The 23,385-nt window shown below is 71.5% G+C and carries 20 protein-coding genes; 6 read left to right on the top strand and 14 right to left on the bottom strand.

What is annotated here, in order from left to right; genetic code table 11:
* Positions 1–22: 22 nt before the first annotated feature.
* From ACFXKZ_RS43895 to ACFXKZ_RS43855, 9 genes are all read right to left on the bottom strand, one after another.
* The gene (locus ACFXKZ_RS43895; protein ID WP_380010940.1) at positions 23–964 is read right to left on the bottom strand and encodes a phytanoyl-CoA dioxygenase family protein; all 942 of its coding nucleotides are present in this window, start codon (positions 962–964) and stop codon (positions 23–25) included.
* Between the two features lie 157 nt (positions 965–1,121).
* Positions 1,122–3,359, bottom strand: coding sequence for a CRISPR-associated endonuclease Cas3'' (locus tag ACFXKZ_RS43890; RefSeq protein ID WP_380010937.1), 2,238 nt, complete (start codon positions 3,357–3,359; stop codon positions 1,122–1,124).
* Positions 3,360–3,488: 129 nt separating this feature from the next.
* Complete coding sequence (locus ACFXKZ_RS43885; RefSeq protein WP_380010935.1) at positions 3,489–4,055, bottom strand: hypothetical protein; 567 nt, start codon at positions 4,053–4,055, stop codon at positions 3,489–3,491.
* Between the two features lie 127 nt (positions 4,056–4,182).
* Complete coding sequence (locus tag ACFXKZ_RS43880) at positions 4,183–4,326, bottom strand: hypothetical protein (RefSeq protein ID WP_380010932.1); 144 nt, start codon at positions 4,324–4,326, stop codon at positions 4,183–4,185.
* 328 nt (positions 4,327–4,654) lie between these two features.
* Positions 4,655–5,425, bottom strand: a complete 771-nt coding sequence (locus ACFXKZ_RS43875) for a cyclase family protein (protein WP_380010929.1) — start codon at positions 5,423–5,425, stop codon at positions 4,655–4,657.
* Positions 5,426–5,553: 128 nt separating this feature from the next.
* Positions 5,554–7,200 carry an indolepyruvate oxidoreductase subunit beta family protein gene (locus ACFXKZ_RS43870; protein ID WP_380010926.1) on the bottom strand — a complete coding sequence of 549 codons (1,647 nt, stop codon included), beginning with the start codon at positions 7,198–7,200 and terminating at the stop codon, positions 5,554–5,556.
* Positions 7,200–9,362 (bottom strand): thiamine pyrophosphate-dependent enzyme, encoded by a 2,163-nt coding sequence (locus ACFXKZ_RS43865; protein WP_380010923.1) that lies wholly within the window; start codon positions 9,360–9,362, stop codon positions 7,200–7,202. Before ACFXKZ_RS43865 ends, ACFXKZ_RS43870 begins: the two co-directional genes overlap by 1 nt.
* Positions 9,363–9,513: 151 nt before the next feature.
* Positions 9,514–11,115 (bottom strand): phytoene desaturase family protein, encoded by a 1,602-nt coding sequence (locus ACFXKZ_RS43860; protein WP_380010920.1) that lies wholly within the window; start codon positions 11,113–11,115, stop codon positions 9,514–9,516.
* 328 nt (positions 11,116–11,443) lie between these two features.
* Complete coding sequence (locus ACFXKZ_RS43855) at positions 11,444–12,514, bottom strand: AraC family transcriptional regulator (RefSeq protein ID WP_380010917.1); 1,071 nt, start codon at positions 12,512–12,514, stop codon at positions 11,444–11,446.
* Between the two features lie 114 nt (positions 12,515–12,628).
* Between ACFXKZ_RS43855 and ACFXKZ_RS43850 the strand changes: the two genes are divergently transcribed.
* From ACFXKZ_RS43850 to ACFXKZ_RS43835, 4 genes are all read left to right on the top strand, one after another.
* The gene (locus ACFXKZ_RS43850; protein ID WP_380010914.1) at positions 12,629–13,417 is read left to right on the top strand and encodes an SDR family oxidoreductase; all 789 of its coding nucleotides are present in this window, start codon (positions 12,629–12,631) and stop codon (positions 13,415–13,417) included.
* A gap of 88 nt (positions 13,418–13,505) precedes the next feature.
* Complete coding sequence (locus ACFXKZ_RS43845) at positions 13,506–14,795, top strand: styrene monooxygenase/indole monooxygenase family protein (protein WP_380010911.1); 1,290 nt, start codon at positions 13,506–13,508, stop codon at positions 14,793–14,795.
* Entirely contained in the window at positions 14,792–15,352 is a 561-nt protein-coding gene (locus ACFXKZ_RS43840) for a flavin reductase family protein (protein WP_380010908.1), read from the top strand. The genes ACFXKZ_RS43845 and ACFXKZ_RS43840 overlap by 4 nt, the downstream gene beginning before the upstream one ends.
* A gap of 160 nt (positions 15,353–15,512) precedes the next feature.
* The gene (locus tag ACFXKZ_RS43835; protein WP_380010905.1) at positions 15,513–15,836 is read left to right on the top strand and encodes an SCO0607 family lipoprotein; all 324 of its coding nucleotides are present in this window, start codon (positions 15,513–15,515) and stop codon (positions 15,834–15,836) included.
* A gap of 110 nt (positions 15,837–15,946) precedes the next feature.
* On the opposite strand, the gene ACFXKZ_RS43830 is transcribed toward ACFXKZ_RS43835, so the two are convergent.
* On the bottom strand, positions 15,947–16,705 hold the full coding sequence (locus ACFXKZ_RS43830) for a TetR/AcrR family transcriptional regulator (RefSeq protein ID WP_380010902.1): 759 nt from the start codon (positions 16,703–16,705) through the stop codon (positions 15,947–15,949).
* 90 nt (positions 16,706–16,795) lie between these two features.
* Between ACFXKZ_RS43830 and ACFXKZ_RS43825 the strand changes: the two genes are divergently transcribed.
* Together ACFXKZ_RS43825 and ACFXKZ_RS43820 are read left to right on the top strand one after the other, a co-directional pair.
* The gene (locus tag ACFXKZ_RS43825) at positions 16,796–17,719 is read left to right on the top strand and encodes an alpha/beta fold hydrolase (protein WP_380010899.1); all 924 of its coding nucleotides are present in this window, start codon (positions 16,796–16,798) and stop codon (positions 17,717–17,719) included.
* A 68-nt stretch (positions 17,720–17,787) separates the two neighbouring features.
* On the top strand, positions 17,788–18,468 hold the full coding sequence (locus ACFXKZ_RS43820; protein ID WP_380010896.1) for a phosphotransferase: 681 nt from the start codon (positions 17,788–17,790) through the stop codon (positions 18,466–18,468).
* A gap of 86 nt (positions 18,469–18,554) precedes the next feature.
* Here the strand turns inward: ACFXKZ_RS43820 and secD are convergent, their stop codons facing one another.
* The 4 genes from secD to ACFXKZ_RS43800 form a co-directional block, all read right to left on the bottom strand.
* Entirely contained in the window at positions 18,555–20,879 is a 2,325-nt protein-coding gene (gene secD / locus ACFXKZ_RS43815) for a protein translocase subunit SecD (RefSeq protein WP_380010893.1), read from the bottom strand.
* 53 nt (positions 20,880–20,932) lie between these two features.
* The gene (locus ACFXKZ_RS43810; RefSeq protein ID WP_380010890.1) at positions 20,933–21,442 is read right to left on the bottom strand and encodes a hypothetical protein; all 510 of its coding nucleotides are present in this window, start codon (positions 21,440–21,442) and stop codon (positions 20,933–20,935) included.
* Between the two features lie 126 nt (positions 21,443–21,568).
* Positions 21,569–22,807 carry a low temperature requirement protein A gene (locus ACFXKZ_RS43805; protein WP_380010887.1) on the bottom strand — a complete coding sequence of 413 codons (1,239 nt, stop codon included), beginning with the start codon at positions 22,805–22,807 and terminating at the stop codon, positions 21,569–21,571.
* Between the two features lie 135 nt (positions 22,808–22,942).
* The gene (locus ACFXKZ_RS43800) at positions 22,943–23,353 is read right to left on the bottom strand and encodes a VOC family protein (RefSeq protein WP_380010884.1); all 411 of its coding nucleotides are present in this window, start codon (positions 23,351–23,353) and stop codon (positions 22,943–22,945) included.
* Between the last annotated feature and the right edge of the window lie 32 nt (positions 23,354–23,385).

The following is a 23,385-nucleotide window of genomic DNA, read 5'->3' as shown; positions in this document are numbered from 1 at the left end:
CCGCGGGGCGACGGGCCGCGGATCACGGCGCGAGGGGCTTTTCCCAGGGCGAGAGGTCGAGGGTCGGGTAGCGCTGTGCCATGGCGCGCAGCGTGTCGGGGTTCCAGAACGGGTGCCCGGCGGGCGGGAATCCGAACAGGGTGAGTTGGCTCGCCGTCGCGCGTTCGACGAACCGGTACCAGGCGGTGTCGTGGCTGCGGTCCGCCCACGGTCCGCGCAGGGCCCAATCGGCGGATGCCGGACGGTAGTTGACGTGCATGGTGAAGCGTGCCCCGCGGGGGCGGGTCACTCCGGTGCCGCGATGGAAGGTGTCGAGTCCGAAGGCGACGACGGTGCCGGCCGGACCGGCGGCGGATACCTCGGCGTCGTAGAGCGCACGGGTGTCGCCTGCGGTGACGAACGCGCGCAGGTCGTCGGCGGGGGCGACTCCGGGATCGGCGCCGGGGCGCAGGTACCAGTTGGGCCTGGCGGGGAGGTGCCGGGTGTGCTCGCGGGGGACCAGGTGCGGCGGTCCCAGGTCCTCCGGCACGTCGCACAGGTAGACGAACATCTCCACCTGGCGGCACCCGGCGGCGTCGGTGGGGACCAGGACGGTGTGGTTGAGGTAGTCCCGGTGCAGGTCCTGGTCGTAGTCGGCGGCACCGGTGTACTTCGCCCACGTCTCGGCCTGGTACATCCGCAGGTCGTCGTGGCCCGCGAGCGCGGCGGCCAGGTCCGTCAGGCGGGGGTGTACGGCCAACAGGCTCAGCGCGGGGGAGGCAAAGGGGAACGTGTCGATCCCCGCGAACTCGTCGCCGACGTATCGTCGGCGCCGGGGGTCGAGCCCGTCGTGGAAAGCCGCGGCCGTCGGGTGGAGCGCTTCGAGACCGGCCTGCGCGGACGCCAGATCCTCGGCCGCGAAAAACCCCGGCAACACGACGAACCCGTCCCTCGACCACCGCGCGCAGTCCTCGTTGGTGTCCATCGGCCCACAGTGCGCCGAACTCCTTGCTGCGACAACCGAATTCGAACGGGGGCCGGATGACGCCGGTGGCCGCACGACGTGAACGGCGTCGCCTCGCACAGCTCGCCGATGCGTTGCCGGACCGTCCCTGAGCCCGCCGGGCTGCGGTGGCGGGATTTCAGGGGACGAGGCCCGTCGCGGGGCCGTCGTGACGGGCGCTGGAGCGCCAGTCGGCGACGCGGACCAATGACTCGAGGTACGCGAGCCGGAACGGTCCCAGGTCGTCGCGGTCGCGCAGCGCCAAGGCTCGCGGCGTCCACGAACCGCCCGGGCGGAACGCCCCGGTGTCGAGCGACTGCCCGGGGAAGTGGTCGCCCGTGGACACGGCGACCGGCGGCGTGCGATCACCGTCGCGGACACCGAGCAGCGTCCGCGCGTCCTCGTCGGCCTCCGGGCGCACCGACACACGGACCCGACCGTGGTGCGCGGCGACCAGGTAGGTCACCAACTCCGGCTCCACCCGGGGGACATGCCAGTGCTCCCCGTTCAACAGAATGAGCGCGCTGACCAGTTCGTGCCGGAAGTACGCCCGCGTGGAAACCCCGGTGCTCCACGGCGCCTTGGACTTGGCCAACAGGTGCTCCGGCGGCTCGCCGCCACCGCCGCCGCGCAGCATGGCCTGGAACACGTCGTGGCACTTGCCGAGATCGTGGAACCTGGCGGCGCGGGCCACGGCTTCGCGCTGCGCCTCGGTCAGCCCCGGAAGGGCGGCCGTGACCGCACGTGCCTCCTCCTCGGTCTCCAGCAGGTGCCGGTCGAGACTCACCCACGCGACACACGCGATCGCGGGCGGCGTGCGTCCGGTGAACAGCGACGGCACCGGCGCGCCGCTCTCGGGCGCCCATCCCACCTCGGGAAGGTAGCCGCCGCGCGCCGCGTCGAGCACCACGGACGTTCCGGCACGGAGATCGTCGGCCGCCGCGTGCCGCCACCGGCCGTCGACGGGATCCCGCAGCCACACTCCGCGATCGTCCAACATCTTCCGGACGTCGGCGAGCGGCGCCTCACACTGCTCGCCGCGCCCGGGTCCCGGCTCGTCCTCGGCGGGTTCCCCCGACTCCCACACCCGCCACGCGACCAGGACCGTGCGCTCGTCGTCGGCGCAGATCCACGGACTCGCGTCGGCCGGAACCGCGCCGTACGCGTTGTCGAACATCGCCAACACATCGTGCTCGCCCAGGACTTGGGAGGGCGTCGGGTTGCGGCCGACACGGGCCCGGAACAGATCTACGGTCGTGACGGCCTCGCCCTCGTGCGCGTTCAGCCAGGCCGCGACGCCCGCGTTCGGCCCCGGTCCGTCCGGGGGTACACACCACAACAGGTCGCCGCCGGCGGGGTGTTCGCCGTGTCGGTTGCAGCGACCGGCGCGTTGCACGAGCGCGCTCCAGGGGGCGAGTTCGGTGAGGAGTGTACGGCCGGACGCGTCGGATCCGACGTCCAGCGCCCGCGTCGTGACCAGGATCCGGTCCCGGCCGGCCTCCTCCGAAACCGCCGCGCCAACACGGCGGTCGGCCGAACGCGCGTACGGGTGCACCAGCACGATCTCCCGGCCCGGATGCGCCGCGCGCAGCGCGCCGTAGACCTCGCGCGCCCGCTGCGCGGAGCCGAGCACGGCGATGGACTGCGTGCCGGGCAGGTGCGCGGCGCCCAGCGCGTCGACGAGGTCGTCGACGTACCGTGTCGGGTCCGGATCCAACCGCCTGATGCGCCGAACCGCCGCGAGCCGGGGCCCGGCCGCCACGTCGCCGCCGTCGGTCGTGACCCCGTCCGACGTCGACGACATCCACGTGCTGCCGGTCGGCGCCGTCGTGCCGAACGATTCGCGCAGCGACTGCAGTCGCGTACTCGTCGGCAATCCCGGGCCCAACAAGTGCATTTCGTCGAACACCCAGTGGGTGTCGGTGTTGAGCAGTCCGAAGGACACGGGCGCCATCGCCCGCGCATCGGCGAACCCACGCATCAACGCCCGGCTCAGCAGCCCGTCGTGCGTACCCACCAGGATCGCGTTCCGCTCGGGAAACCGCCGCCATGCGCCGTTCTGCGACTCCGGACCGGCGAGCAGGTGCAGGTCCACGTCGTCCGTGTACCCGAGGTGGTGCAGCCACTCGGCGATGCGCGCGTGGGTCGGTTCCGCGAGGCTGCCCTGCGGCAATACGTACACCAATCGCCTCGGCGTCACCTCGACCGCGGACACCAACCGCCGGTACAGCCACGCCAATACGGCGGCGGCGCTCTTCCCGCCCCCCGACGGAACCCGAACGAGCCGCGGCAGCCCGCTCTCCGCGAACCCGGCCTGATAGGCATAGGGGCGATGGCCGGTGGCCGTGTGGAAGAACTCCCCGAATCCGTGCGTCATTCACGACTCCCTCGTCCGCCGGACCCCCGACTTTAGACGAGACGTGCGAAATCGTATTCGCCATGGCGGTACAGGATCGTTTCCTCGGCATGGACCGCCTCCGGCCGGCGACTTCCTCGCGCGACTCCTCTAGGAATTCGCCGGATGGAGCCCGTACTCGGCCAACCAGCGGAGCAGTTCCCGGCGCGTGGCCTCGACGAGGCTGCCTCCGGTGAAGCGGGGGTCGTCGGTCACCTCCGCCACGCACTCCGGAGGAGGCACGAACGACCGGGCCTCCTCGTCGTCGGCGAATTCGGCTTCCGCGAGGACCAGACCCCGCAGCGGGCCGTCGAAGACGTCGACGCCCACGGGCGGGATGCGGTACCGCGTCTTGGACAGCACACCGGCCGGCAGCGAGGCGAGCAGGTCGTACTCGGCCGGCGACAGGTATGTGTTCGTGATCAGCCCCTGAACCGCGCCCGGCCGAACGACCGGCACCTTCTGGGTGAGCTTGAACTCGCGGCCGCCGTCCGGCCGCTCGACACATCGCAGCCGCAGGCGGGTCCCCACCAGGTACCGGTCGCCGATGGTCCAGGTGTCCGTGATGTCCGATGGTGCCGGGGGCGCGGCCAGGAGAAACCGCCGCTCGCGTTCGATGCGCGCGTACTTGCCCGGGTCGACCCACCGGCCTCGAGTCCCACCGGTTTCGCCTGTCATGAGGACAGCTTGCCGGCCGGCCGTGACCCGGCAGGCTCGGCGATGCCCGAAGACCTTCGTTGCCCAGCCGGTCGCCGGGCCCGCCCCGATGCGGAACGGGCCCGGCGGCTACGCGGGTTCGGCCCGTCTACAGGCCGTACTCGATGGCGGTGGCGGCGACCGCATGGGTCGATCCGTACTCGACCGTCGTCGCCCCCGGGGCGGTGGCGGCGAAGGCCACGCCCGCGACGAAGGCGAGGATGGCACACGCGGCCCATCGACGAAGATTCATGACCGTCCTTCCGTTCCCGGCGGCACATTCGTGTCGCGACCGGTTCCTCCCGGTCGTGCCATCTCCAGGGTGAGCCCGCTCGGGCACATCATGCAATCCCGGCATCGGACGAGCCCAACGACGCGACTGCGACGGGGCCCGGGTGTCGTACGAGGTGGCCGTTCCCCAGGGGGTCGCGGTCGAGGCGGTGACGTCGTCGGGCCGCATCACCCTCGTCGGGTTCGGCGACATCCTCGGCGAATCGAGGCGGACCGGTGAGTTGTGTTCCCGGCTCGGACGCTGCGTACGAGCCGGGAGCGGATGTTGTCGGGTGGTTTGTTGTGGGGCGTCAGTGGGTGATCAGGGCCAGTACTCGGCAGGGGCTGCCCGAGCCGTTGACGATGGGGAGTGGGGCGGCGATGACGATTGCGCCGGTGATCGGCAGTCGGTCTACGTTGCGTAGTTGGGTGAGGCCGTACTTGTCGGCGCCCAGGAAGAAGTCGTGGCACGGAAAGGGCGGATCGAAGGCGAACGCGCGGCCGGCATCGGTGCCCACGGTCTCCACCCCCATGCCCAGGATGCCGCTGTCGGCGAGCAGGCGGGCGGCGTCCGGTGTCAGGCCCGGCGTGTGCGGGCCGTCGTCGTCGGCGTTCGCGAAGTCCGCCGGGTCGTCGCCGCGAGCGGCCCAGCCGGTGCGGTAGATCAGCCAGCCGCGGTCGGGCAGCGCGCCGTGCTTGGATTCCCACTCGCGGATGTCCGCGACGTCGAGCAAGTAGTCCGGTTCGACGGCGACTTCGGCGGTCTTGTCGATGACGACGGCGGGGCCGACGAGGCGCTGCACCGGTACCTGCGACACGTCGTCGAGGTCCCGGCCGCTGATCCAGTGGTTCGGCGCGTCGAAGTGGGTGCCGGTGTGTTCGCCGGTACGGAAGTTGTTCCAGTACCAGGCCGGGCCTCGGTCGTCGTAGCGGCTGATCTCCTCCAACTCGAACGGGGCCGTCTGCCCGTACTCGGGCGGCAGGGCGAGCAGCGGCGTGCCCGCGTGCAGCGGTGAGGTCAGGTCGACGACCTCGATCGAGCCGTCGAGCAGGTGGGTCGCGAGGGCGGTCAGATCGGCCATGCGTGCTCCTTGCCGGATGTGTGGGGAATCGGGCGTGGGGAATGGGTGTCGAGCGAAGGGAATGGGGTCTCGGGCGTGGGGTGTTCGTGCGCGCATGCGTGCTTTGCGCGAATGGGTGATTCGCGTGCTCAGGCGGGGCGGGCCCGCGACTTCGCTGCCAAAGCTGCCACGGCCTCGCGCAGTGCCGTGCCGTTCTCGTCGGCGAGTGCGGCCGACGTCAGGCCGGCGAGTACCGTCGCGGCGTCGTCGCGTCCGCGCAACTCCCGGGCGGCGTCGAGGAGAATGGCGAAACTCTCGCTGCCGTGCCGGTAGGTGTCGCCGTAGCCCTTGACCACCCGCCGGCACTCGACGATCTCGCAGGCCAGCGCGTAGTCGCTCGACGCGGTCTCCACGACCAGGTCCAACCAGGCGTCGATGGCCGCCTGTTCCCGACCGAACCGGCCCGAGCATGGTCGCAGCGGGCGGATCCCGGCCATGGTCCACAACATCGTGTAGCCCACGACGCCCGTGGTGTTGACGACCATGCCGTTGCGGGTGAGCCTCGTGACGAGCCTGCCGAAGAGCGCCGACCGGGACAGCGGATCGCCCACCCGCGCGGGCAACGTGTCGATGATTTCCTCCAGTTGCGGGTGCAGATACTCCCGCACCTGCATCGGTTGTCCCGGCTCGGTCCGCGCCCGTTCACGGATGTCCTCGATCCGCCGTCGGCGGATTTTCTGCAACCCGACCTGGATGGTGTCCTGGTAGCACATCCACAGCGCGGCGTGTCGGGCCGTCTCCGTGGTCAGCCTCGCCTCACCTCGCGGGTCGTGCTCCAGCGCGCCCACCCGGGCCACCCGATCGAGATAGCGGTCGGTGTACGACGGGTTCTGATACACCGCCGTGCGCTCGCAGCCGTGGAGCAGCATCGAACGGGCCGCCTCCGGGAACTCGGCGACCCGCGCGGCCCGATCGCGCAGCGCGGGGCCGACCAGCCGGGTCGGATCGGTGTCGGCGAGCGCGCGCCGCCGCCGCTCCTCGGCGTTCGCGGCTTCGACCGCGGGATCCGCCGGGGGCCGGCTGCCGATCGTCACCGCCACCGGTCCGCCCCCCGCCGCGCGCGGGCGACCAGGCCGCGGCGGCGGCTGCCGGGCCGCGTCGTACCCCAGCGCGAACGCGGCCAACGAGGACTCCACCCCCTTGCCCGCCGCTCGCACCGCGTCCTCGAACAGCGAACGATCGAAGGGCAGTTCCCCCATCCCGGCCAACGCGCCGAACAACGAAGCGCTGATCACGCTGCCCGCCTGCCCAGCCAACTCCAGGAAGTCGGCGCCCACGAAACGCCGCGCGCCCCGGTGCGCCGCGTCGAGCAGCAGGTCGCCGTCGACGCGCCCGTCGCCCATGGCGATGCGCTCGGTGATCGCGTAGACCCGATGGGTGGAGGCGATCAGCGCGGTGCGGTCCGGCGTACAGAAGCCGCGCTGGATTGCCCGTCCCGCCTCCATGAGTTCCGACGCGATGACGATGTCGACCTCGCCGGGCGTCGGGAACAGCGCGAGGATCGGCTCGGCGCGGCCCCCCTCGGGCAGTTCGGCGTCCGGCGCCGGGAACAACTCGACGTAGTAGACGGTCGCGCCGGTGCGCTGGGCGACGCCGGCGACGGAGGTGCTTTGTGCGGTGTACCCCGCCGTCTCCGCCACGGCGACGATCCAGTCCGCCAGAACCCCGCCGCCCTCGCCACCCATGGCCAGGATCGCGATGGTGATCGGGCGCGGTACGGGTTGCCGGTTCGACATCAGGCCACCTCGTACTTCGCGGCGCGACGCTCGACGGGCGCGGACAGCGCGGCGATCCAGGCCGTGCGGATCCGCGCCAGGACGCGGTCCCGCCGGGTCGGGTTGACCACCACGTCGGTGCGGTGGAACGACGGACACAACGACGCCGCGTGCGCGTTCGCGCCGCATACCCCGCAGCCGACACAGGTGTCGGTCACCGTGGCGACCGGGTCGGTGCGCATGGGGTCCGGGTTGGCGGCCAGGGTCAGCGACGGGCAGCCGGAGATCCGGATGCACGCGTGGTCGCCGGTACAGGTTTCCGCGTCGACGCCGAACCGCTCGCGGACGACCCGTTTGCCCTCCTTGATCGCCTTGTTCGTCCGGGGCCGCTCCCGACGCTGTCGGTTCAACTGGCATTCGCTCTGCGCGACGATGACCTTGGGCCCCGGTTCCTTCGTGGTGAGCGCGCGCACGAACAGGTCGCGCAACTCCCCGACCCGGTAGGTGTCGGTGACGGTTTTCGTCCACTTGACGCCGACACCGCGCACGGCCTTCTCGATCGTATGCCCGGTGGAGCGTCGCGGATGGTCGACGGCGGAGGAGAGCACGTCCTGTCCGCCGGTGGCCGCGCTGTACGCGTTGTCGACCACGACGAGGAGTTGGTCGTTGTCGTTGAAGACCGCGTTGCCGACACCGCTGGTCAGACCGTTGTGCCAGAACCCGCCGTCACCCATGATCGCGATGGTCCGACGGTCGGCGTCCTTGGAGTTCAGTGCCGCCGCGCCGGCCGAACCGAGCCCGTAACCCATGGTCGTCGCACCGAGGTTGAACGGTTCGTTGATCGAGAACAGGTGGCAGCCGATGTCCGCGCTGATGTGGTGCGCGCCGGTTTCGCGTTCGGCGAGCTTGAGCGCGCTGAAGATGGGCCGCTCCGGGCAGCCGGTACACAGGCCCGGCGGGCGGGCCTGGACCGCCTGCGGATCGACCCGCTCGGCGAACGGGCTGCGCGGGTCGGTTTCGGGCAGCAGCAGCGCCGGTTCGCCGGCCAGGACCTCCGGCAGGTACCGGGACAGGAAGGCGTGCACCCCTCGGGTGACCGCCGACGCGGTGTACTCGCCGGCCATCGGCAGCAGATCCTTGCCGTGCAGCGCGGCGGCGACCTCGGCACGGCGCAGGATCGTGTTCAGATTCTGCTCGATGTAGTCGGGCTGCCCCTCCTCCAGGAGCAACACCGCGCGCTTGTCCGCGCAGAACTCGACGATCTCCGTGTCCACGACCGGATACGTCACGTTCATGACGTACAGCGGTATCCGGGTGCGACCGTACGGATCCGAGCAACCAAGCAGCTCCAGCGCCCGGTTGAGGGTGTTGTACAGGCCGCCCTGGACGATGATCCCGATGTCGGCCTCCCCGGCGCCGAACACCTCGTTGAGCCCGCGTTCGCGAATGAAGTCCAGTGCGGCCGGCAGGCGTTGGTCGATCTTCTCGCGTTCGTGCCGGAAACTCGCCGGCGGCAGGACGATGCGGTCGAGCTCGCGTCGAGGATTCTCGATCGCGTCCGTGACGGTCATCGGCGGGCGCACGTTGTCCTTCGCCACGAACGCGCCGTGCAAGTGGCAGGAGCGCAAACGCAGTTGCAGCAGCACCGGGGTGTTGCTGACCTCGGACAGCTCGAAGCCGGACTCGACCGCCTCGACGATCGCGGTGAGGTTGGGCCGCGGATCGAGCAGCCACATCTGCGACTTCATCGCGAAGGCGTGCGAGCGCTCCTGCATGATGCTGGAGCCCTCGCCGTAGTCCTCGCCGAGGATGACCAACGCGCCGCCGGTGACGCCGCCGCTGGCCAGGTTGGCCAGCGCGTCGGAGGCGACGTTGAGGCCGACCGTCGACTTGAACGTGACCGCGCCGCGCAGCGGATAGTGCACCGACGCGCCCAACATCGCGGCGGCAGTGGCCTCGGAGGCGCTGTTCTCGAAGTACACGTCGAGTTCGTCGAGGATGTCGTGGGCGTCGCCGAGTACGTCCATCAGGTGCGAGATCGGCGCCCCCTGGTAGCCGCCGACATAGGCCACGCCGGACTGGAGCAGGGCCTTGGTGACCGCCAGGATGCCCTCGACGTGCAGCGTGGTGCCCGCGCCGTGGCGCAACTGTCGGACTTCGGTGGCAAATGACCGCTCGGCCATGGCCGGCTCCTGTTCGTTCGTCCGTGGTGGGCCGTGATGCGCGGCGTGGTGCGGCCGTGATCGTCGGCGCGAAGTGTGGCGGGAAGCGGGTAGGTACGCGGGGGCGCGGCGTCGGCCCGCGAAGTGGCCCGGGGGCGCGTGTGGTTGCGGCTCAGCGAGTGCCGGTGCGCCGCCGTCCGGTGCGGATGAGTCGTTGCGCCACCAGGTGTCCCGATCCGGCGCCGAGTCCGGGACCGGGGTGGGTGGAGGCGCCGATGTGCCAGAGCCCGGGCACCGAGGTGGCATGCCGGGCGGCGGCGGGCAGCGGGCGCCACAGGAAGTTCTGGTCGAGTTCGGCGGAGCCGCCGTACGGGTCGCCGGCGACGGCGTTCGGGTTGGCCGCGGCCAGGTCGGCCGGGGTGACGGCGTCCCACGCGAGGACACGCTTCGACAGGCCGGGGGCGTGGCGGGCGATGCGGGCCAGGACCCGGCGTACGTACCCGTGGGTCAGCTCCTTGGTCCAGCCGCCGCCGGTGTCCAGCTCTCCCGCCGCGTCGCCCCCTGGGAGGTACGGCAGTTCCTGGAGTTGCAGCCACAGCGCGGCGGCGCCCTCGGGCACGCGTGAGGGGTCGAGCACGTGTTGTTGGCCGACGACCACGGTGGGCCGGCGGGGCAGCAGACCGGCCTCGGCCTCCGCGCAGGCGATCGCGGTACTCGCCGAGCCGTCGCTCAGGTGCAGCAGCGGTACGCTCGCCAGCCGCTCGTCCCGCCAGTCGAGCGGGGCCGACAACGCGACATGGATCTGCATCGCGGCACGTCCGTACCGGTAGCGCCGGGCCTGCTCGCGGACCGGCGCCGGCACCGGGGCCGACGCGGGCAGCAGGTCCCCGTACAGCGCGGTCGGGGTGACCGAGGCGAGCACCGCGTGGCGAGCCGTGATGGTCTCGCCGCCGCAGACCACCCCGCCGATCCTGCCGTCGGTCACGAGCAGTCGCTCCACCGGCGTGCCGGTGCGCACGTCCACGCCGCGTTCGGCGAGCAGCGCCTCGAAGGCGTGGACGAAGTTCCCCGCCCCGCCCGCGACCACCGGCAAACCGAAGCCGTGCATCGTGGCGGCCAGGATCGGCACCATCAGGCCGCCCTGGGCGTGGTCCGGCGACAACCCGGCGTGCAACAGCCAGGGAACCCACAGCAGATCCGCCTCGTCGCCGCGGAACTCGCCCCGGCAGTAGGAGCGTCCGCTGGTGACGGTGGCGCGCAGCCACGCCTCGGTGCCGGTCAACCGCTCCCGGCGCACCATGCGCAGCGCGGGCCGCAGGGCGCGGGGCGAGCGTGGCTCGCCGCCCATGAGGGCGCCGATGTCCTCGGCGCTGTCGAGGAATCGCCGCACCATGGCGAGGTACGCGGCGCGATCCTCGGCGTGGGCGAACGCCCGCGCGGTGGTGTCGGCGTCGCGGTGACCCAGGACCACGCGGCCGTCGTCGGTGACGGTGCCGGTGACGTAGTCCTCGGTGTTGCGGTACTCCAGACCGTGGCGGTGCAGGTCCGCGCCGAGCGTGGCGTAGGCCCCGCCCGACACGAACAGCGGATGCCACGAGGAGTAGGTGTCGTGCAGGTAGCCGGGCAGGGTCCGTTGCTCGGTGGCGATGAACCCGCCCAGGCGCCGGTTGCCCTCGACCAGCACCACCGACCAGCCCGCATCCGCCAATTCGGCCGCCGCGACCAGACCGTTCACACCGGATCCGACGACCACCGCGTCGACGGTCTGTGCCATGGATACTCCTCGGGGTCGGGGTGCGCGGCGGTTGATCGGCAGAATGAATGGAACCGATCATTCGGCCCGCTCATTCGTTCGGGATCGTTTTTCTCGCGGCCGGTCTCGGCGTCTCGTGGGTGATCTTCGGGTTTCCCGGACGGTCACGGGGTTGCCAAGAAATTACGGGTAGTCGAAATGCCGCACCGTCCGCGGAACGCGGGTGGCCATCCACATTCCGCCGGGTACATGCCCGGTACCCGGGGTCGGGACACGCGCGGGGACTCGGGTGCGGGCTCGGGTGCGTGGCCCCCATGCGCGGTTCACGTGTGCGGCTCAGGCGCCCGGCTCAGGCGCGCAGCGTCTGCGAGGGGTGCTCGCCGAACTGCTCCCGGTAGGCGATCGCGAAGCGCCCCGGGTGGAAGAAGCCCCAGCGGTAGGCGACATCGGTGACCGTCGTCGTGCCCGGCTCGGCCGCGGTCAGATCGGCGCGAACCCGGTCGAGCCGCACCGTGCGCAGATACGACACGGGCGTGGTCTCCAGGTGCCGGCGGAAGCCGTCCTGCAGGGCCCGTACGCTCACCCCCACCGCCTCCGCCACGTCCTCCACGGTCAGCGGTTCGGCGGCGTGGCACTCGATCAGCTCCATCGCCCGGCGGACCGCGGGCGGTGCGACCCGGGGCTGCCGGCCGTGCAGCGCGGCGCTGAAGTTGTGCGGCTGGGTGAGCAGGAACTGGGTGATCAGCAGATCGGCGAGCCGGCCGAGGATCAACGGCTGGTCGAGCATGCCGCCGGGGTTGTCCGCCTCGCGCCGGAGCAGGTCGACCACGCCGAGCCAGGAACGCGCGGCGGGGGTGGTGAGGTCCATGCCGAGGTCGAAGCGCACGGGCGTCCGGGGCCGGCGGCCGAGCAGTCGGCCCAGGTGGTGCTCCAGCGCGATCCGGTCGATCCAGACGATCAGCTGCGGGTTGCCCGCGCCCCAGTGCATGGCCAGGGGGTCGGTCGGCGCCGGTACGGAGGCCCGCTGCGGAGTCGAGGCGATCCGGGCCCGGCCGCAGGTGATCTCCGCGGCCCCGGCGAGCGGTATCTGGATGAGGTAGAAGGCCTCCAGCGCACCCGGGGTGATCATCACCTCCGTGCCGTAGTCGAGGTAGAACAGGCCGGTCTCGCCGAACGCCACGCCGTGCATGCGCGCGTCGAGGCGCGCGGCGCGCCCGATCAGCCGCAGGTCGTGGGCGCAGAAGGCGCGCCCGACGTGCGAACGCGCCACGTCGACGTCGGAGGTATGGAACCGCTCGTGCGCACCGAGGGGGAGTGGCGCGTCGGACGGGATCCGGACGTCGGGTGAGAGGCGTGCGTCGTGGGCGAGCGACGCGCCGGGCGAGAGCCGTGCGTCGAGCGGGAGTTGAGCGTCGACCATCCCGACCTCCAGCCGAGAGCGCGATCCGGACAGGGAGCAGCGTGTTGCGGACGGCAGGCCCAGGGCCCCGCACCTATTTTTTCGACAACTCCCGGCAAGGACACAGGAGACAGCATGAGTGGATTGTCGGTCAAGACCGCGCTCATTACCGGCGGGTCGACGATTATCGGGAAAGCGGTCGTTCGCGCATTCCGTGCGACGGGCGCGAATGTCGTCGTCGCGGATATCGACGAGGACGGCGGCCGTGAATTGACGGACGAAATGGACGCCGGTGTTCTGTTCCTGCGCACCGACATCACCGACGACGCGCAGGTCGCCGACTGCGTCGCCCGCGCGGTCGACGCGTTCGGCCGGTTGGACGTGCTGGTGAACCTGGCCTGTTCGTACGTCGACGACGGCTTCGCCTCGACCCGCGACCAGTGGCACACGGCCCTCGACGTGAACGTGGCGAGTGCGGCGCTGCTGGCCCGGGCCGTACATCCGCATCTGCTCGCACAGGGCGGCGGGGCCATCGTCAACTTCACCTCCATCTCCGGGCGGGTCGCCCAGCCCGGGCGGTGGCTCTATCCGGTGAGCAAGGCCGCCCTGATGCAGCTGACCCGCAATATGGCGGTGGACCTGGCCGGCGACAACATCCGGGTCAACTCGGTGAGTCCCGGTTGGACCTGGTCGAAGGTCATGGACACGCTCACCGACGGCGACCGGGCCAAGACGGACCGCGTCGCCGCGCCCTTCCACCCCCTCGGCCGCGTCGGCGACCCGGAGGAGGTCGCCCGTGTGGTCGTCTTCCTCTGCTCCGACGAGGCGTCCTTCGTCACCGGCGCCGACTGGGCCGTCGACGGCGGCTACTCGGCCATCGGCCCGGAAGGTCTCGTTCCCGCGATCGCGAAACTCGCCGAGTGAGCACGCAGTGACGAGGCAGAGTGAACAGGCAGTGATCAAGCAGTGATCAGCCAGTAATCAGGACCCTCAGGACCGGAGGAACACGCCCATGCGCGACATCACCATCATCGGGGCCGGACAGGCCGGCCTCCAGCTCGGCATCGGACTGCTGACGCACGGCTACCGGGTGACCCTGGTGACCGACCGCACCGCGGAGCAGATCCGCGACGGTCGCATCATGTCCAGCCAGTGCATGTTCGGTACCGCGCTCGCCCACGAACACAACCTGGGCCTGAACCTGTGGGACCGGGACTGTCCCCCCGTCGAGGGCATCTCGTTCGTCGTACCGGACGGTCGCGGCGGCACCGCGATCTCCTGGGCCTCACGGCTGGACGCCGCGGCCCGCTCGGTCGACCAGCGGGTCAAGATGCCGGCCTGGCTGGCGGAATTCGAGCGGCGCGGCGGCCGGATCGAACTGCGCGAGGCGGATGTGACCGATCTGGAGTCCTACGCCCGCGAGTCCGACCTGGTGATCGTCGCCGCGGGCAAGGGCAGGATCGCCGGCCTGTTCGAACGGGACGCCCAGCGCTCGACGTTCGACCGGCCGCAGCGCGCCCTGGCGCTCACGTACGTCACCGGGATGACCCCCAGGGACGAGTACTCCGCGGTCGCCTTCAACCTGATTCCCGGAGTCGGCGAATACTTCACCTTCCCGGCGCTGACCACCACCGGACCGTGCGACATCATGGTCTTCGAGGGTGTTCCCGGCGGCCCGCTCGACTGCTGGGCGGACGTCGCCTCGACCGAGGAGCACGTCGAGCGCTCCCTGCGGATCCTGCGTACCCACCTGCCCTGGGAGGCCGAGCGCTGCGCCGACGTCGCGCCGACCGACGCCAACGGTGTGCTTGCCGGCCGCTTCCCGCCCACGGTGCGCAAGCCCGTCGGGCAACTGCCCTCCGGCGCCCTCGTTTTGGGGATGGCCGACGTCGTGGTGCTCAACGACCCGATCACCGGGCAGGGTTCCAACAACGCGAGCAAGTGCGCGGCCTCGTACCTGGCGAGCATCCTGGAGCACGGCGAGCGACCCTTCGACGGCGCCTTCCTGCAGGGGACGTTCGAACGGTACTGGGACTACGCGCAGTACGTCGCGGCGTGGACCAACGCCATGCTGGGCGCGCCGCCCGAGCACGTGCTCGAACTCCTGGGCGCGGCGGGCGGCGATTCCCGGATCGCCCACCGTTTCGCCAACGGCTTCGACGATCCGCGTGACTTCTTCCAGTGGTTCATGGACCCGGACGCGGCCCGGGTCTACCTCGACGCCGCCGCGGTGTCGGCGGGCACGGCGCAGGCGGTTCGGGCGGGCGGCGAGCAGGCGGCGACCGTGGGGAGCAGCGCGTGACGGGCGTGGCCGTCGTCGGCGGGGGTGGGCAGGGCGGCCCGGGGCGGGCCGGGGCCGGGCAGGCCGACGCGCGGCCGCCCGGGAATCCGCTGCGCCGGGCCTTCGGGCAGTACGCGACCGGCGTCACCGTGGTCACCGCCCGGGGCGCGGACGGCCGGCGGGTGGCGATGACGGCGAACTCCTTCACCTCGGTGTCCCTGGACCCGCCCCTGGTGCTGTGGTGTCCCGGTGCGAACGCGCCGAGCCTGCCCCACTTCAGGTCGGCCACGCACTTCGCGGTCCACGTGCTGGCCGCCGACCAGCACCAGCTCTCCAGCCGGTTCGCCACCCCGGCCGAGGACAAGTTCGCGGACACCCCCACCACCGACGGCATCGCCGGAACTCCATTGCTGGAAGGGGTCGTTGCCCGATTTCAGTGCCGGACGGTGCAGTTCGTCGACGCCGGCGACCACGTCGTCATGATCGGCGAGGTCGAACACTACGAGGCGCCCGGCGGGGAACCCCTGGTCTTCCACTCCGGCCGCTACCATCTGGCCACGAAACACCCGGATGTGTGAACGACCGGAACACCCCCGGGCGACCGGCTCGCACCACGCCGTCCCGGTGGTTCGAAGCCCAACTGCCCGATTTTTACCGCGATTCGAGTATGCGTAACCACGTCGGGGGCAGACCTTCGCGACACGATGATTCGACCGACGGGGAGGAGAGGTCCCGATCGTGCGCAGGCTCCCGGCCGGACACCCGGCTCGACTCCTCGCTGTCGCGCTCGCCGCAATCCTCGCCGGCTCGTCGACCGCCGGCTGCGACGCCTTCCAGGAGCACGTCTGCGGTGGCGGGGAGTACCCGGTCAAGCAGATCGGCAGCGCCACGGGCAGACAATGTGTGCCCGACGACCGGGATCCGCCGCCGGGCACCGTGCGCTATCCGGCCGGCAAGGTGCCGCGAACCGTGGGCGACAAGTGGGACAAACGCTGGAGCAGAACCATCTTCGACGCCAACGGCAACCCGGTCGCCCAGGACCCGACCCTGCCCCCACCCTGACGCGCCCCGACGGGCCGGCCGGTTCGTACTCCGGCCGGCCGGTACGTCCGGACGACCACCACGATGCACCGAGTGCCGATCCGGCCCCTGTCGACGACGACCGCAGCGCATCAGTCGGCGCCGGCCGGCTCCGGCTCCGTGAGGTCGGGTGCCGGGGTCGTCGCGATGTCGTCGGGGCTCAGGAGTCCGATCAGTAGGCGGGTGATGATGCGGTCGAAGAGCGCGTCCGTCGACTCCTCCTCCGGGGGCTGTCCGGCCAGGGCGGCGGCGAGGTGCGGGTGTCGGCCCGCCATGGCGACCCGGGTGAGGTATTCCGCCTGGGCCTGTTGCCACTGGGGGATGGTCTGTCCGGCGAGATGTCGGGTCACCTCGGCGCGGGTCAGGGCGGCGATGACGGCGTTGAGGATCGCGATGGCTTCCAGTTTGGTACGGGGGGCCACGTCGAGGTCGGCGAGCACGGTGAGGGCGTGTTCCAGGTAGGTGACCGCGTGCGGTCCGACCGGTGTTCTGGTGGCGGTGGCGTCGAGCAGCCACGGGTGCGCGAGGTGGACGCTCCTGCTCTGCCGGGCGAGGGCGAGCAGGTCGTCGAGCCAGAGTCCGGAGCCGAGTTCGGTGTAGGAGATCTCGCCGTTGACCCGGTCGATCATCAGCTCGAGCAGTTCGTCACGGGTGGCCACATAGCGGTAGAGGGACGCCGGTCCGGCCCCGAGGGCGTCCGCCACCGCGCGCATGGTGACGGCGGGCAGGCCGTTCGTGTCGGCGAGGGCCACGCCGGCGGCGGCGATGCGATCGCGGTCGAACGTCGGTACGGGGCCGCGGGTGGCGCGCTCGGGGCGCAGCCAGATGCTGTGGGCGGCCGGCTCGGTCATGACCCCTCCTGTTCTGCGAACGACGTATGCAGTACCTTAGGGCACACCTGGACTGCGAACATCGATCGCAGTAGATGAAAGGGAGTCGACATGCCCTCGAGCCGGCCGCAACAGGACTGGACCCCGACCCGGTATGCGCACAACGGCGACGTGCAGGTGGCCTTCGATCGGCTGGAGGGCTCCGAGGGCGAACCGCTGCTGCTCGTCATGGGCCTGGCCACCGCCCGTTTCTGGTGGCCGCTCGGACTGTGTCGGGCATTGGCCGACGCCGGGTTCGCGGTGGCCCGCTACGACCAGCGCGACGCCGGCGAGTCGACCCGGATGCCCGACACCGCCACCACCAACCCGTTCAAGGCCCTGTTCGGCAAGCGCGGCGACGCCTACACCTCGGAGGACATGACCGACGACGCCATCGCCGTGATGGACGAACTCGGCTGGGAACGCGCCCACGTCTTCGGCCACTCCCTGGGCGGAGTGATCGCGCAGCGCATCGCGCTGCGCCACCCCGACCGGGTGCTCAGCGTCACCTCGTCGGCCGCCCTCCCCAGCGACGTCTCGGGGCTGCGCGTACTGCGCTACCTGCGTTTCGGGCTGCTCGCCAGGCTCGCCCGCGCGAAATTCCCCGAGGGCCGCGAGGGAGACATCGAGGCCGCCCTCACCGTCTGGCGCGAAATCGCCTCACCGGCCTACCCGTTCGACGAGGCCGCGGCACGTGCGTGGGTCGAGGCCGAGGTGGACAGCGGCCCGCGCGACACCAAGGCGCAGAGCCGCCAGATCGGCGCCCAGTGGCACGGAGCCAAGCTCGCGGAACTGCGCCGACCCACACTGGTCCTGCACGGGGAGCAGGACCCGATCCTGCGCGTTGCCGCGGGCCGTGCCACCGCCAAGGCCGTCGACGGGGCCCGCCTGGTGACCTATCCGGGCGTCGGCCACGATCTCCCCGCCGCTCTGTGGCCCGAAATCGCGAACCAGGTCGGCGACTTGGCTGCCACGGCCCCAGGTACCCGGAGGTGAGGGTGATGGCGGCCGTCCGGGCGCCGAAGCCTTGCGCGCGCTTCGGCGTACGACAGTACAGTCGCGCTGTGACCGACCTCGTGATGGTGGCGACCGGCCGTGATGCCGATGTCTTCGCTCTCGACGCGCAGCGCGTCCTGCGCCGGTATCGGGACGGAGGCGACGTGGCCGCCGAGGCCTCGATGATGGCCCACGTGGGCGGGTTGGGATTTCCGGTACCACGGGTCTACTCGGCCGAGGGCGGCGATCTGGTCCTCGAACGACTCACCGGTCCGACCATGTTGCAGGCGCTGGGCAGCGGGGAGATCACCACGTCGGCGGCGGCGGAACAGCTGGCCGACCTGCTCGCCCGCCTCCACGCGCTGCCGCCACGAATCCCGGGCAGGCCGAGGGAGCATCCGGTGCACCTGGATCTGCACCCGGCGAACATCATGCTCGAAGCGCGCGGGCCGGTGGTGATCGACTGGCGCAACTCCCGAGAGGGCCGGCCCGAGTTCGACGTCGCCGTATCCGCGCTGATCCTTGCCCAGGTCGCGGTCGACCCCGCCTGGACGGAGGCCGCGCTCGCCGCCGAGTTCCTCACCGCGTTCCTGGCCACCGTCGACGCCGTGCCTCCCGACGCGTTGGACCACGCCGTACGCTTCCGCCGCGCCGACCCCAACCTGACCACCCGCGAGATCGCCCTGCTGGGCGAGGCGGTCGCGTTGCTCGGCCGGCGGCTCGACACGCGTCGTCGACCGGGCGGTTGATCGCTGCTCGAAGCCGCCATGTGGAGCGCACCGTCACGGCAGGCTGCGCCGGGGGCGGGCCTGCCGCGGCGGGGCGGTCGGTGAGGTCAGATACGGGCGCCGTTGTCGTGTGGGGTGCGGCCGGGGCGGGGGACGCGCCCGCCGTGGGGGTCGGGGGAGGGTTGGGGGCGGGGCGTGCGTGGTGGCGCGGGTGTCGTGCGTGACTCCAGTGCGACTGCCGCGGGTGTGGCGACGGTTACCGTGGAGACCGTACCGGCGACCACGCCGATCAGCAGCGCCAGTGCGAAGTCGGCCAGTGAGTCGCCGCCCAACACCGCCAGTGCGATCAGGACGAACAACGCGCCCGAACCGGTGTTGACGGTGCGCGGCAGGGTCTGGAACACCGCCGTGTCGGCGATCCGGGCGAGCGAGCGCTCACTCGGTGCGCGGCGCAGTTCGCGGATCCGGTCGAAGACGACGACGGAGTCGTTGACCGAGTAGCCGATCACGGTGAGCAGCGCGGCGAGGAACACCGCGTCGACGGTACGTCCCAGCCACGCGAAGGCGCCCACCACGATCAGCACGTCGTGCGCCATCGCGACGACCGCGGCCACCCCGAAGGTCCAGCGGAACCGCACCGCGAGGTATGCCATCTGGGCGGCGAGAGCCACCCCGAGGGCGATCGTGGCCTTGAGCCGCAGCTCCTTCCCCAGGCTCGGCCCGATGAACTCGTCGCGCACCTTCTCCGCGCCGTGGCCGAGTTCGACGACCGTCGCGGTGATCCGCGCCTCCTCGGCGTCGGTCGGCTTGCCCGTACGTACCGTGAGTTCGTGATCGCCCGACGCCTGTACGACGGCCTTGGGGAATCCGGCGTCGGCGAGTGCCGCCCGCGCCCGGTCCGGATCGACCGCCTGTGTGGTCGCGTACTCGACGAGCCGGCCCCCGGTGAACTCCACGCCGAAGTCGACGCCCCGTACCGCCACGCCGGACACCGCCAAGCCCAGCGCGAGCACGCCGGATACGGCCATCATGCGTCGGCGATACCGCATGAGGTTCGGATCGCGCCGGCCCAGCCACTCGCGCACCCGGCCCGCGTGCGCGATGCCGCTGATTCGGGGCCGGCGCCGGACCGCCGCGCGCGTCACGGCGAACTCGGCCAGGACCCGGGTGACCACCAGCGCGCTGACCATCGACGCGAGCACGCCGATGCCCAGCGTCACCCCGAATCCGCGCACCGGGCCGTCGGCCAGGAAGAACAGCAGGCCGGCGGCGATCAGGGTGGTGACGTTGGAGTCGGCGACGGCGCCGAACGCGTTGCGAAAACCTCGGGTCAGCGACGGACGCAGGGCCGGTGCGGTTCGCGCGAGGTATTCCTCCCGGGCCCGTTCGAACACCAGCACATTGGCGTCGACCGCCATCCCGACGGCCAGTACGAACCCGGCGAGTCCCGGCAGGGTGAGGGTGGCGCCGACGCCGACCAGGGCGGCGTACGCGATCAGCCCGTAGCCGACCAGGGCAAGCGCGGCGAGGACGCCGAGCAGGCGGTACACGCACGCGATGAACAGCGCGGTCAGCGCGGCGCCGACGATCGCGGCCCACATCGCGGCCTCGATGGCCCGTTCGCCCAGCGTGGGCCCCACGGTGCGGTGTTCGACGGTCTCGACCGGTACCGGCAGCGCGCCGCCGTTGATCAACAGCGCCAGTTCGCGCGCCGCACGTTTGTCGAAGTCGCCGGTGATACGGGTGGATCCGCCGAGGATGCCGGTGCCGCAGCGTACCGACTGCTCGACCTGGGGCGAGGAGACGACCCTGCCGTCCAGGGCGATCGCCACGCGTCGCGCGGGGCTTCCCGACGGTGCGCACGCGGCGTCCGCGGTGAGTGCGGCCCAGGCCCGTTCGCCCCGACCGCGCAGGTCGAGCGTGACGTGCCGGCCACCGGCCGGATCCAGCAGCGCCCGGGCGCGGTCGACGTCGGCTCCGGTCATCCGGGACGCGTCCAGTTTCAGCATTCGGCCCGACTCGTCGGGCAACACCTGGCGTCCCTCGGCGTCGGCCGCGGTCGGGGCGCCGGTCGGGTCGACGACGTCGAGAACGGGATGGAAGGTGAGTTGTGCGGTACGGCCGAGCACCTCGGCGGCGCGGCGCGGGTCCTGCACGCCCGGGAGTTCGACGATGATGCGTCGCTCGCCCGAGCGGACCAGGGTGGGTTCGGAGACGCCGAGCGCGTCGACGCGACGACGCAGCACCTCCAGGGTTCGATCGGTGGCGTCGCGGTCGGCTTTCGCGGTGGGCGAGTCCCGGGTCTCCAGCACGATCTCGGTACCGCCGCGCAGGTCGAGGCCCAGGCGCGGTGGCATGGTGGCGGCGATGTAGGTGGACATGGCGAGGATGGCGAGGGCGAACAACGCCCGCACCTTGGTGGCACGTGGCAAGGATGGTCTCCACGGATACACCGCGGCCGGTGGTCGGCGCGCGGCGATCGGACTCAGGGAAGGTCTGGAGCCCGGGGAGACGGTGGAGCGCGGCCCGGCGGGAGCGCGAAACGGCGCGGCGAAGGATCGGCGTCGGCGCCGAGCGCGGAGGTTCGATGCCCCGGGGGCGGCGGCAGCGCGCCGGCGCGGCCGGTGAGCGCCGCGTCGTGGGGGTGGTGGAGGTGGTGCCGCTCGTCGTGGAGGTCGCGGGCCGCGAGCGGTGCCGGCGGACCACGGCGCACGTCGCGGGTCGCCTCGTCGGCGACGTCGCGTACGTGCCCCGGGTCGGCGGCGGTGTGCGCGGAGACGGAGGTGGAGGTGCGGTCGGGCGCGCCGTCGGCCGCGTGGGCGGATGCGGGGGCGGCCAACGCGCCGAGCAGGGCGAGGGCGACGGCGAGCAACGCCCCGAGCCATCCATCGCGCCGGAAGCGCGCGGTGCGGACGCGGGCATGTGCGCCGCGGCGCCGGTGGGTAGCGGGGGAGCCGACGCGGGGAGGACGTACGGCGACGTGTCGCCGGGTCATCGCGCCCTCCTCGGTCTGCGCCGTTCCCACGCCGACGTGGGCACGATCCGGTTCATGGGCGCAACGCCCGGCCCGCTGTTCGGAGTTCCCGGACGCACTTCCCGGGCCGCGGTTTCCCGGGCGCGGTTACCCGGGCCGAACCGACGTCACGGAACCGGTGTGTACGTCGAGCGGACCCGCCGGGTGCCGCCGGCGATGGCGGGTTTCCAGCGTGCCGTACGCGATCAGGATCGCGGCGATGGCGGCGATCTGGGCCAGGGCCGAGCCGAAGCGGCCGATCGGGATGGTGGCGAGCAGGGTCAGCACGGCGCCGATCCGGTAGCCGTTCGGGGTGATCCCGAAGGTCCGACGGATGACGACGACCGAGGCCAGGAAGAGCGCGAGTCCGCCCACCAGCGTGCCCGCATGCGCGGTATCGAGGTGGTCCGACGGATGCGCCATCGCGCCCTTGACGCCGGCCGCGAACAGCAGCATGCCGAGCAGCAGTCCGTAGTGCACGTACCCGTGGATGTTGAGCGCGCGCAGATTGCGGGCCCTGGGCTCCATGCGTTCCAGGACCGCGACGACGGCGTGCTCGTCGTCCTCGGCGCCGAAGTACGCCCACCAGATGGCGAAGCACACCGTCAGGGTCGATGCCGCCGTCGCGATCAGGGTCGCGTTCAGCGCGAGGCCCTGCGCGCCGACGCCGATCGCGATCACCGACTCGCCGAGCGCGACGATCACCACCAGACCGTGCCGTTCCACGAAGTGCGGGACGCTCAACCGGAAGCCGTCGTTGCCGGCGACGTAGGGCGTGATGATCTGCACGACCAGCGCGGCGGCCCATGCCGCGAGTTGCGCATTGGTGTCGAGGAAGCCGCCGAGCACGATCAAGGCGGTACTGGACATGTTGAACGGGGCGATCCGGATGAACGCCTGCCGGGTGCCGCCGGAGGCGAGGAACATCGCGAAGTGCACGCCGGACAACATCAGGTACCCGAATCCGAACGCCTCCCCGGTCCCGTCGAAGGCGTGCGGAACGGCCAACGCGACCACGAGGAAGCCCGCCATCCCGACCATCAGGAGCGTCTGGCGCAGGGGCGTGGTCGGCGGCACGGTGTTGGTCAGCCACACGTAGCCGCTGTACATCCACCAGATGAGCGCGAGCATGAGCACCACCCGGGTGATCCCGGTCGGGTTCAACTCGTGCGCGATCGCGGCGGTCAGCTGGGTCACCGTGAACACGAAGACCAGGTCGAAGAACAGCTCCAGGGTGGACACCCGCACGGTGGACTCCACCGGGGCGGCCGGTGTCGCGGGCGTCGCGGGCATCGCCGGCGTTGCGGAAGCCGCGAGCGGCGCGGGCTCGGGGAGGGGGAGGGTCACGGCGACATTATGGGGACGCGGGCGAAGGCACGTGCCCTCGGGGCTGGGAACGCCGCGGTTGGCGTTGCATCGGCCACTGTGTGGGGCGGGCGAGCGCATGCACCTGCGTCCGGTCCACTCCGGGGCGAGGTGTGGTCAGTTCGCGTGGATGTCGTCGAGGGCGGGCTCTCCGGTGACGATCCACAGATGGTCGAACGGGTCACGGATGCGACCCGAACGTTTCCCGTACGGCCGGTTCTCGATGGCCACGACCACCTCGGCCCCGTGGGCGGTCATGCGTTCGCCGACCTCGTCCGGGTTGTCGACCTCGATCTCCAGCAGGACCGGCGAGCCGCCCAGATCACGTGGTGATACCCACCCCCATGCCGCAACGACGGGAGAGACCCGGAACGACCACCCGCCGAGGCGGAGTTCCACCACGGTGGGGCGGCCGTCGTCGCCCGGCGCACGAAACACTTCCTCGGCGCCGAGGACTTCGCGGTAGAAGGCCGACGCACGGTCGGGGTCGGACACGATCAGGCGAGGGAGGATTCGGGTTTGTGTCATGTACCGATCATGAGGCGGGGCGGCGGCCGAGT

The organism is Embleya sp. NPDC059237, from assembly GCF_042754105.1.
GTDB lineage: Bacteria > Actinomycetota > Actinomycetes > Streptomycetales > Streptomycetaceae > Embleya.
Note: the sequence above shows the minus strand (reverse complement) of the source record. Positions and strands in the feature narration are given on the sequence as shown.

Coding starts and splice junctions, on each gene's coding strand:
- ACFXKZ_RS43895 (WP_380010940.1), bottom strand. CDS start 964: ATGGACACCAACGAGGACTGCGCGCGGTGGTCGAGGGACGGGTTCGTC.
- ACFXKZ_RS43890 (WP_380010937.1), bottom strand. CDS start 3,359: ATGACGCACGGATTCGGGGAGTTCTTCCACACGGCCACCGGCCATCGC.
- ACFXKZ_RS43885 (WP_380010935.1), bottom strand. CDS start 4,055: ATGACAGGCGAAACCGGTGGGACTCGAGGCCGGTGGGTCGACCCGGGC.
- ACFXKZ_RS43880 (WP_380010932.1), bottom strand. CDS start 4,326: ATGAATCTTCGTCGATGGGCCGCGTGTGCCATCCTCGCCTTCGTCGCG.
- ACFXKZ_RS43875 (WP_380010929.1), bottom strand. CDS start 5,425: ATGGCCGATCTGACCGCCCTCGCGACCCACCTGCTCGACGGCTCGATC.
- ACFXKZ_RS43870 (WP_380010926.1), bottom strand. CDS start 7,200: ATGTCGAACCGGCAACCCGTACCGCGCCCGATCACCATCGCGATCCTG.
- ACFXKZ_RS43865 (WP_380010923.1), bottom strand. CDS start 9,362: ATGGCCGAGCGGTCATTTGCCACCGAAGTCCGACAGTTGCGCCACGGC.
- ACFXKZ_RS43860 (WP_380010920.1), bottom strand. CDS start 11,115: ATGGCACAGACCGTCGACGCGGTGGTCGTCGGATCCGGTGTGAACGGT.
- ACFXKZ_RS43855 (WP_380010917.1), bottom strand. CDS start 12,514: ATGGTCGACGCTCAACTCCCGCTCGACGCACGGCTCTCGCCCGGCGCG.
- ACFXKZ_RS43850 (WP_380010914.1), top strand. CDS start 12,629: ATGAGTGGATTGTCGGTCAAGACCGCGCTCATTACCGGCGGGTCGACG.
- ACFXKZ_RS43845 (WP_380010911.1), top strand. CDS start 13,506: ATGCGCGACATCACCATCATCGGGGCCGGACAGGCCGGCCTCCAGCTC.
- ACFXKZ_RS43830 (WP_380010902.1), bottom strand. CDS start 16,705: ATGACCGAGCCGGCCGCCCACAGCATCTGGCTGCGCCCCGAGCGCGCC.
- ACFXKZ_RS43825 (WP_380010899.1), top strand. CDS start 16,796: ATGCCCTCGAGCCGGCCGCAACAGGACTGGACCCCGACCCGGTATGCG.
- ACFXKZ_RS43810 (WP_380010890.1), bottom strand. CDS start 21,442: ATGACCCGGCGACACGTCGCCGTACGTCCTCCCCGCGTCGGCTCCCCC.
- ACFXKZ_RS43800 (WP_380010884.1), bottom strand. CDS start 23,353: ATGACACAAACCCGAATCCTCCCTCGCCTGATCGTGTCCGACCCCGAC.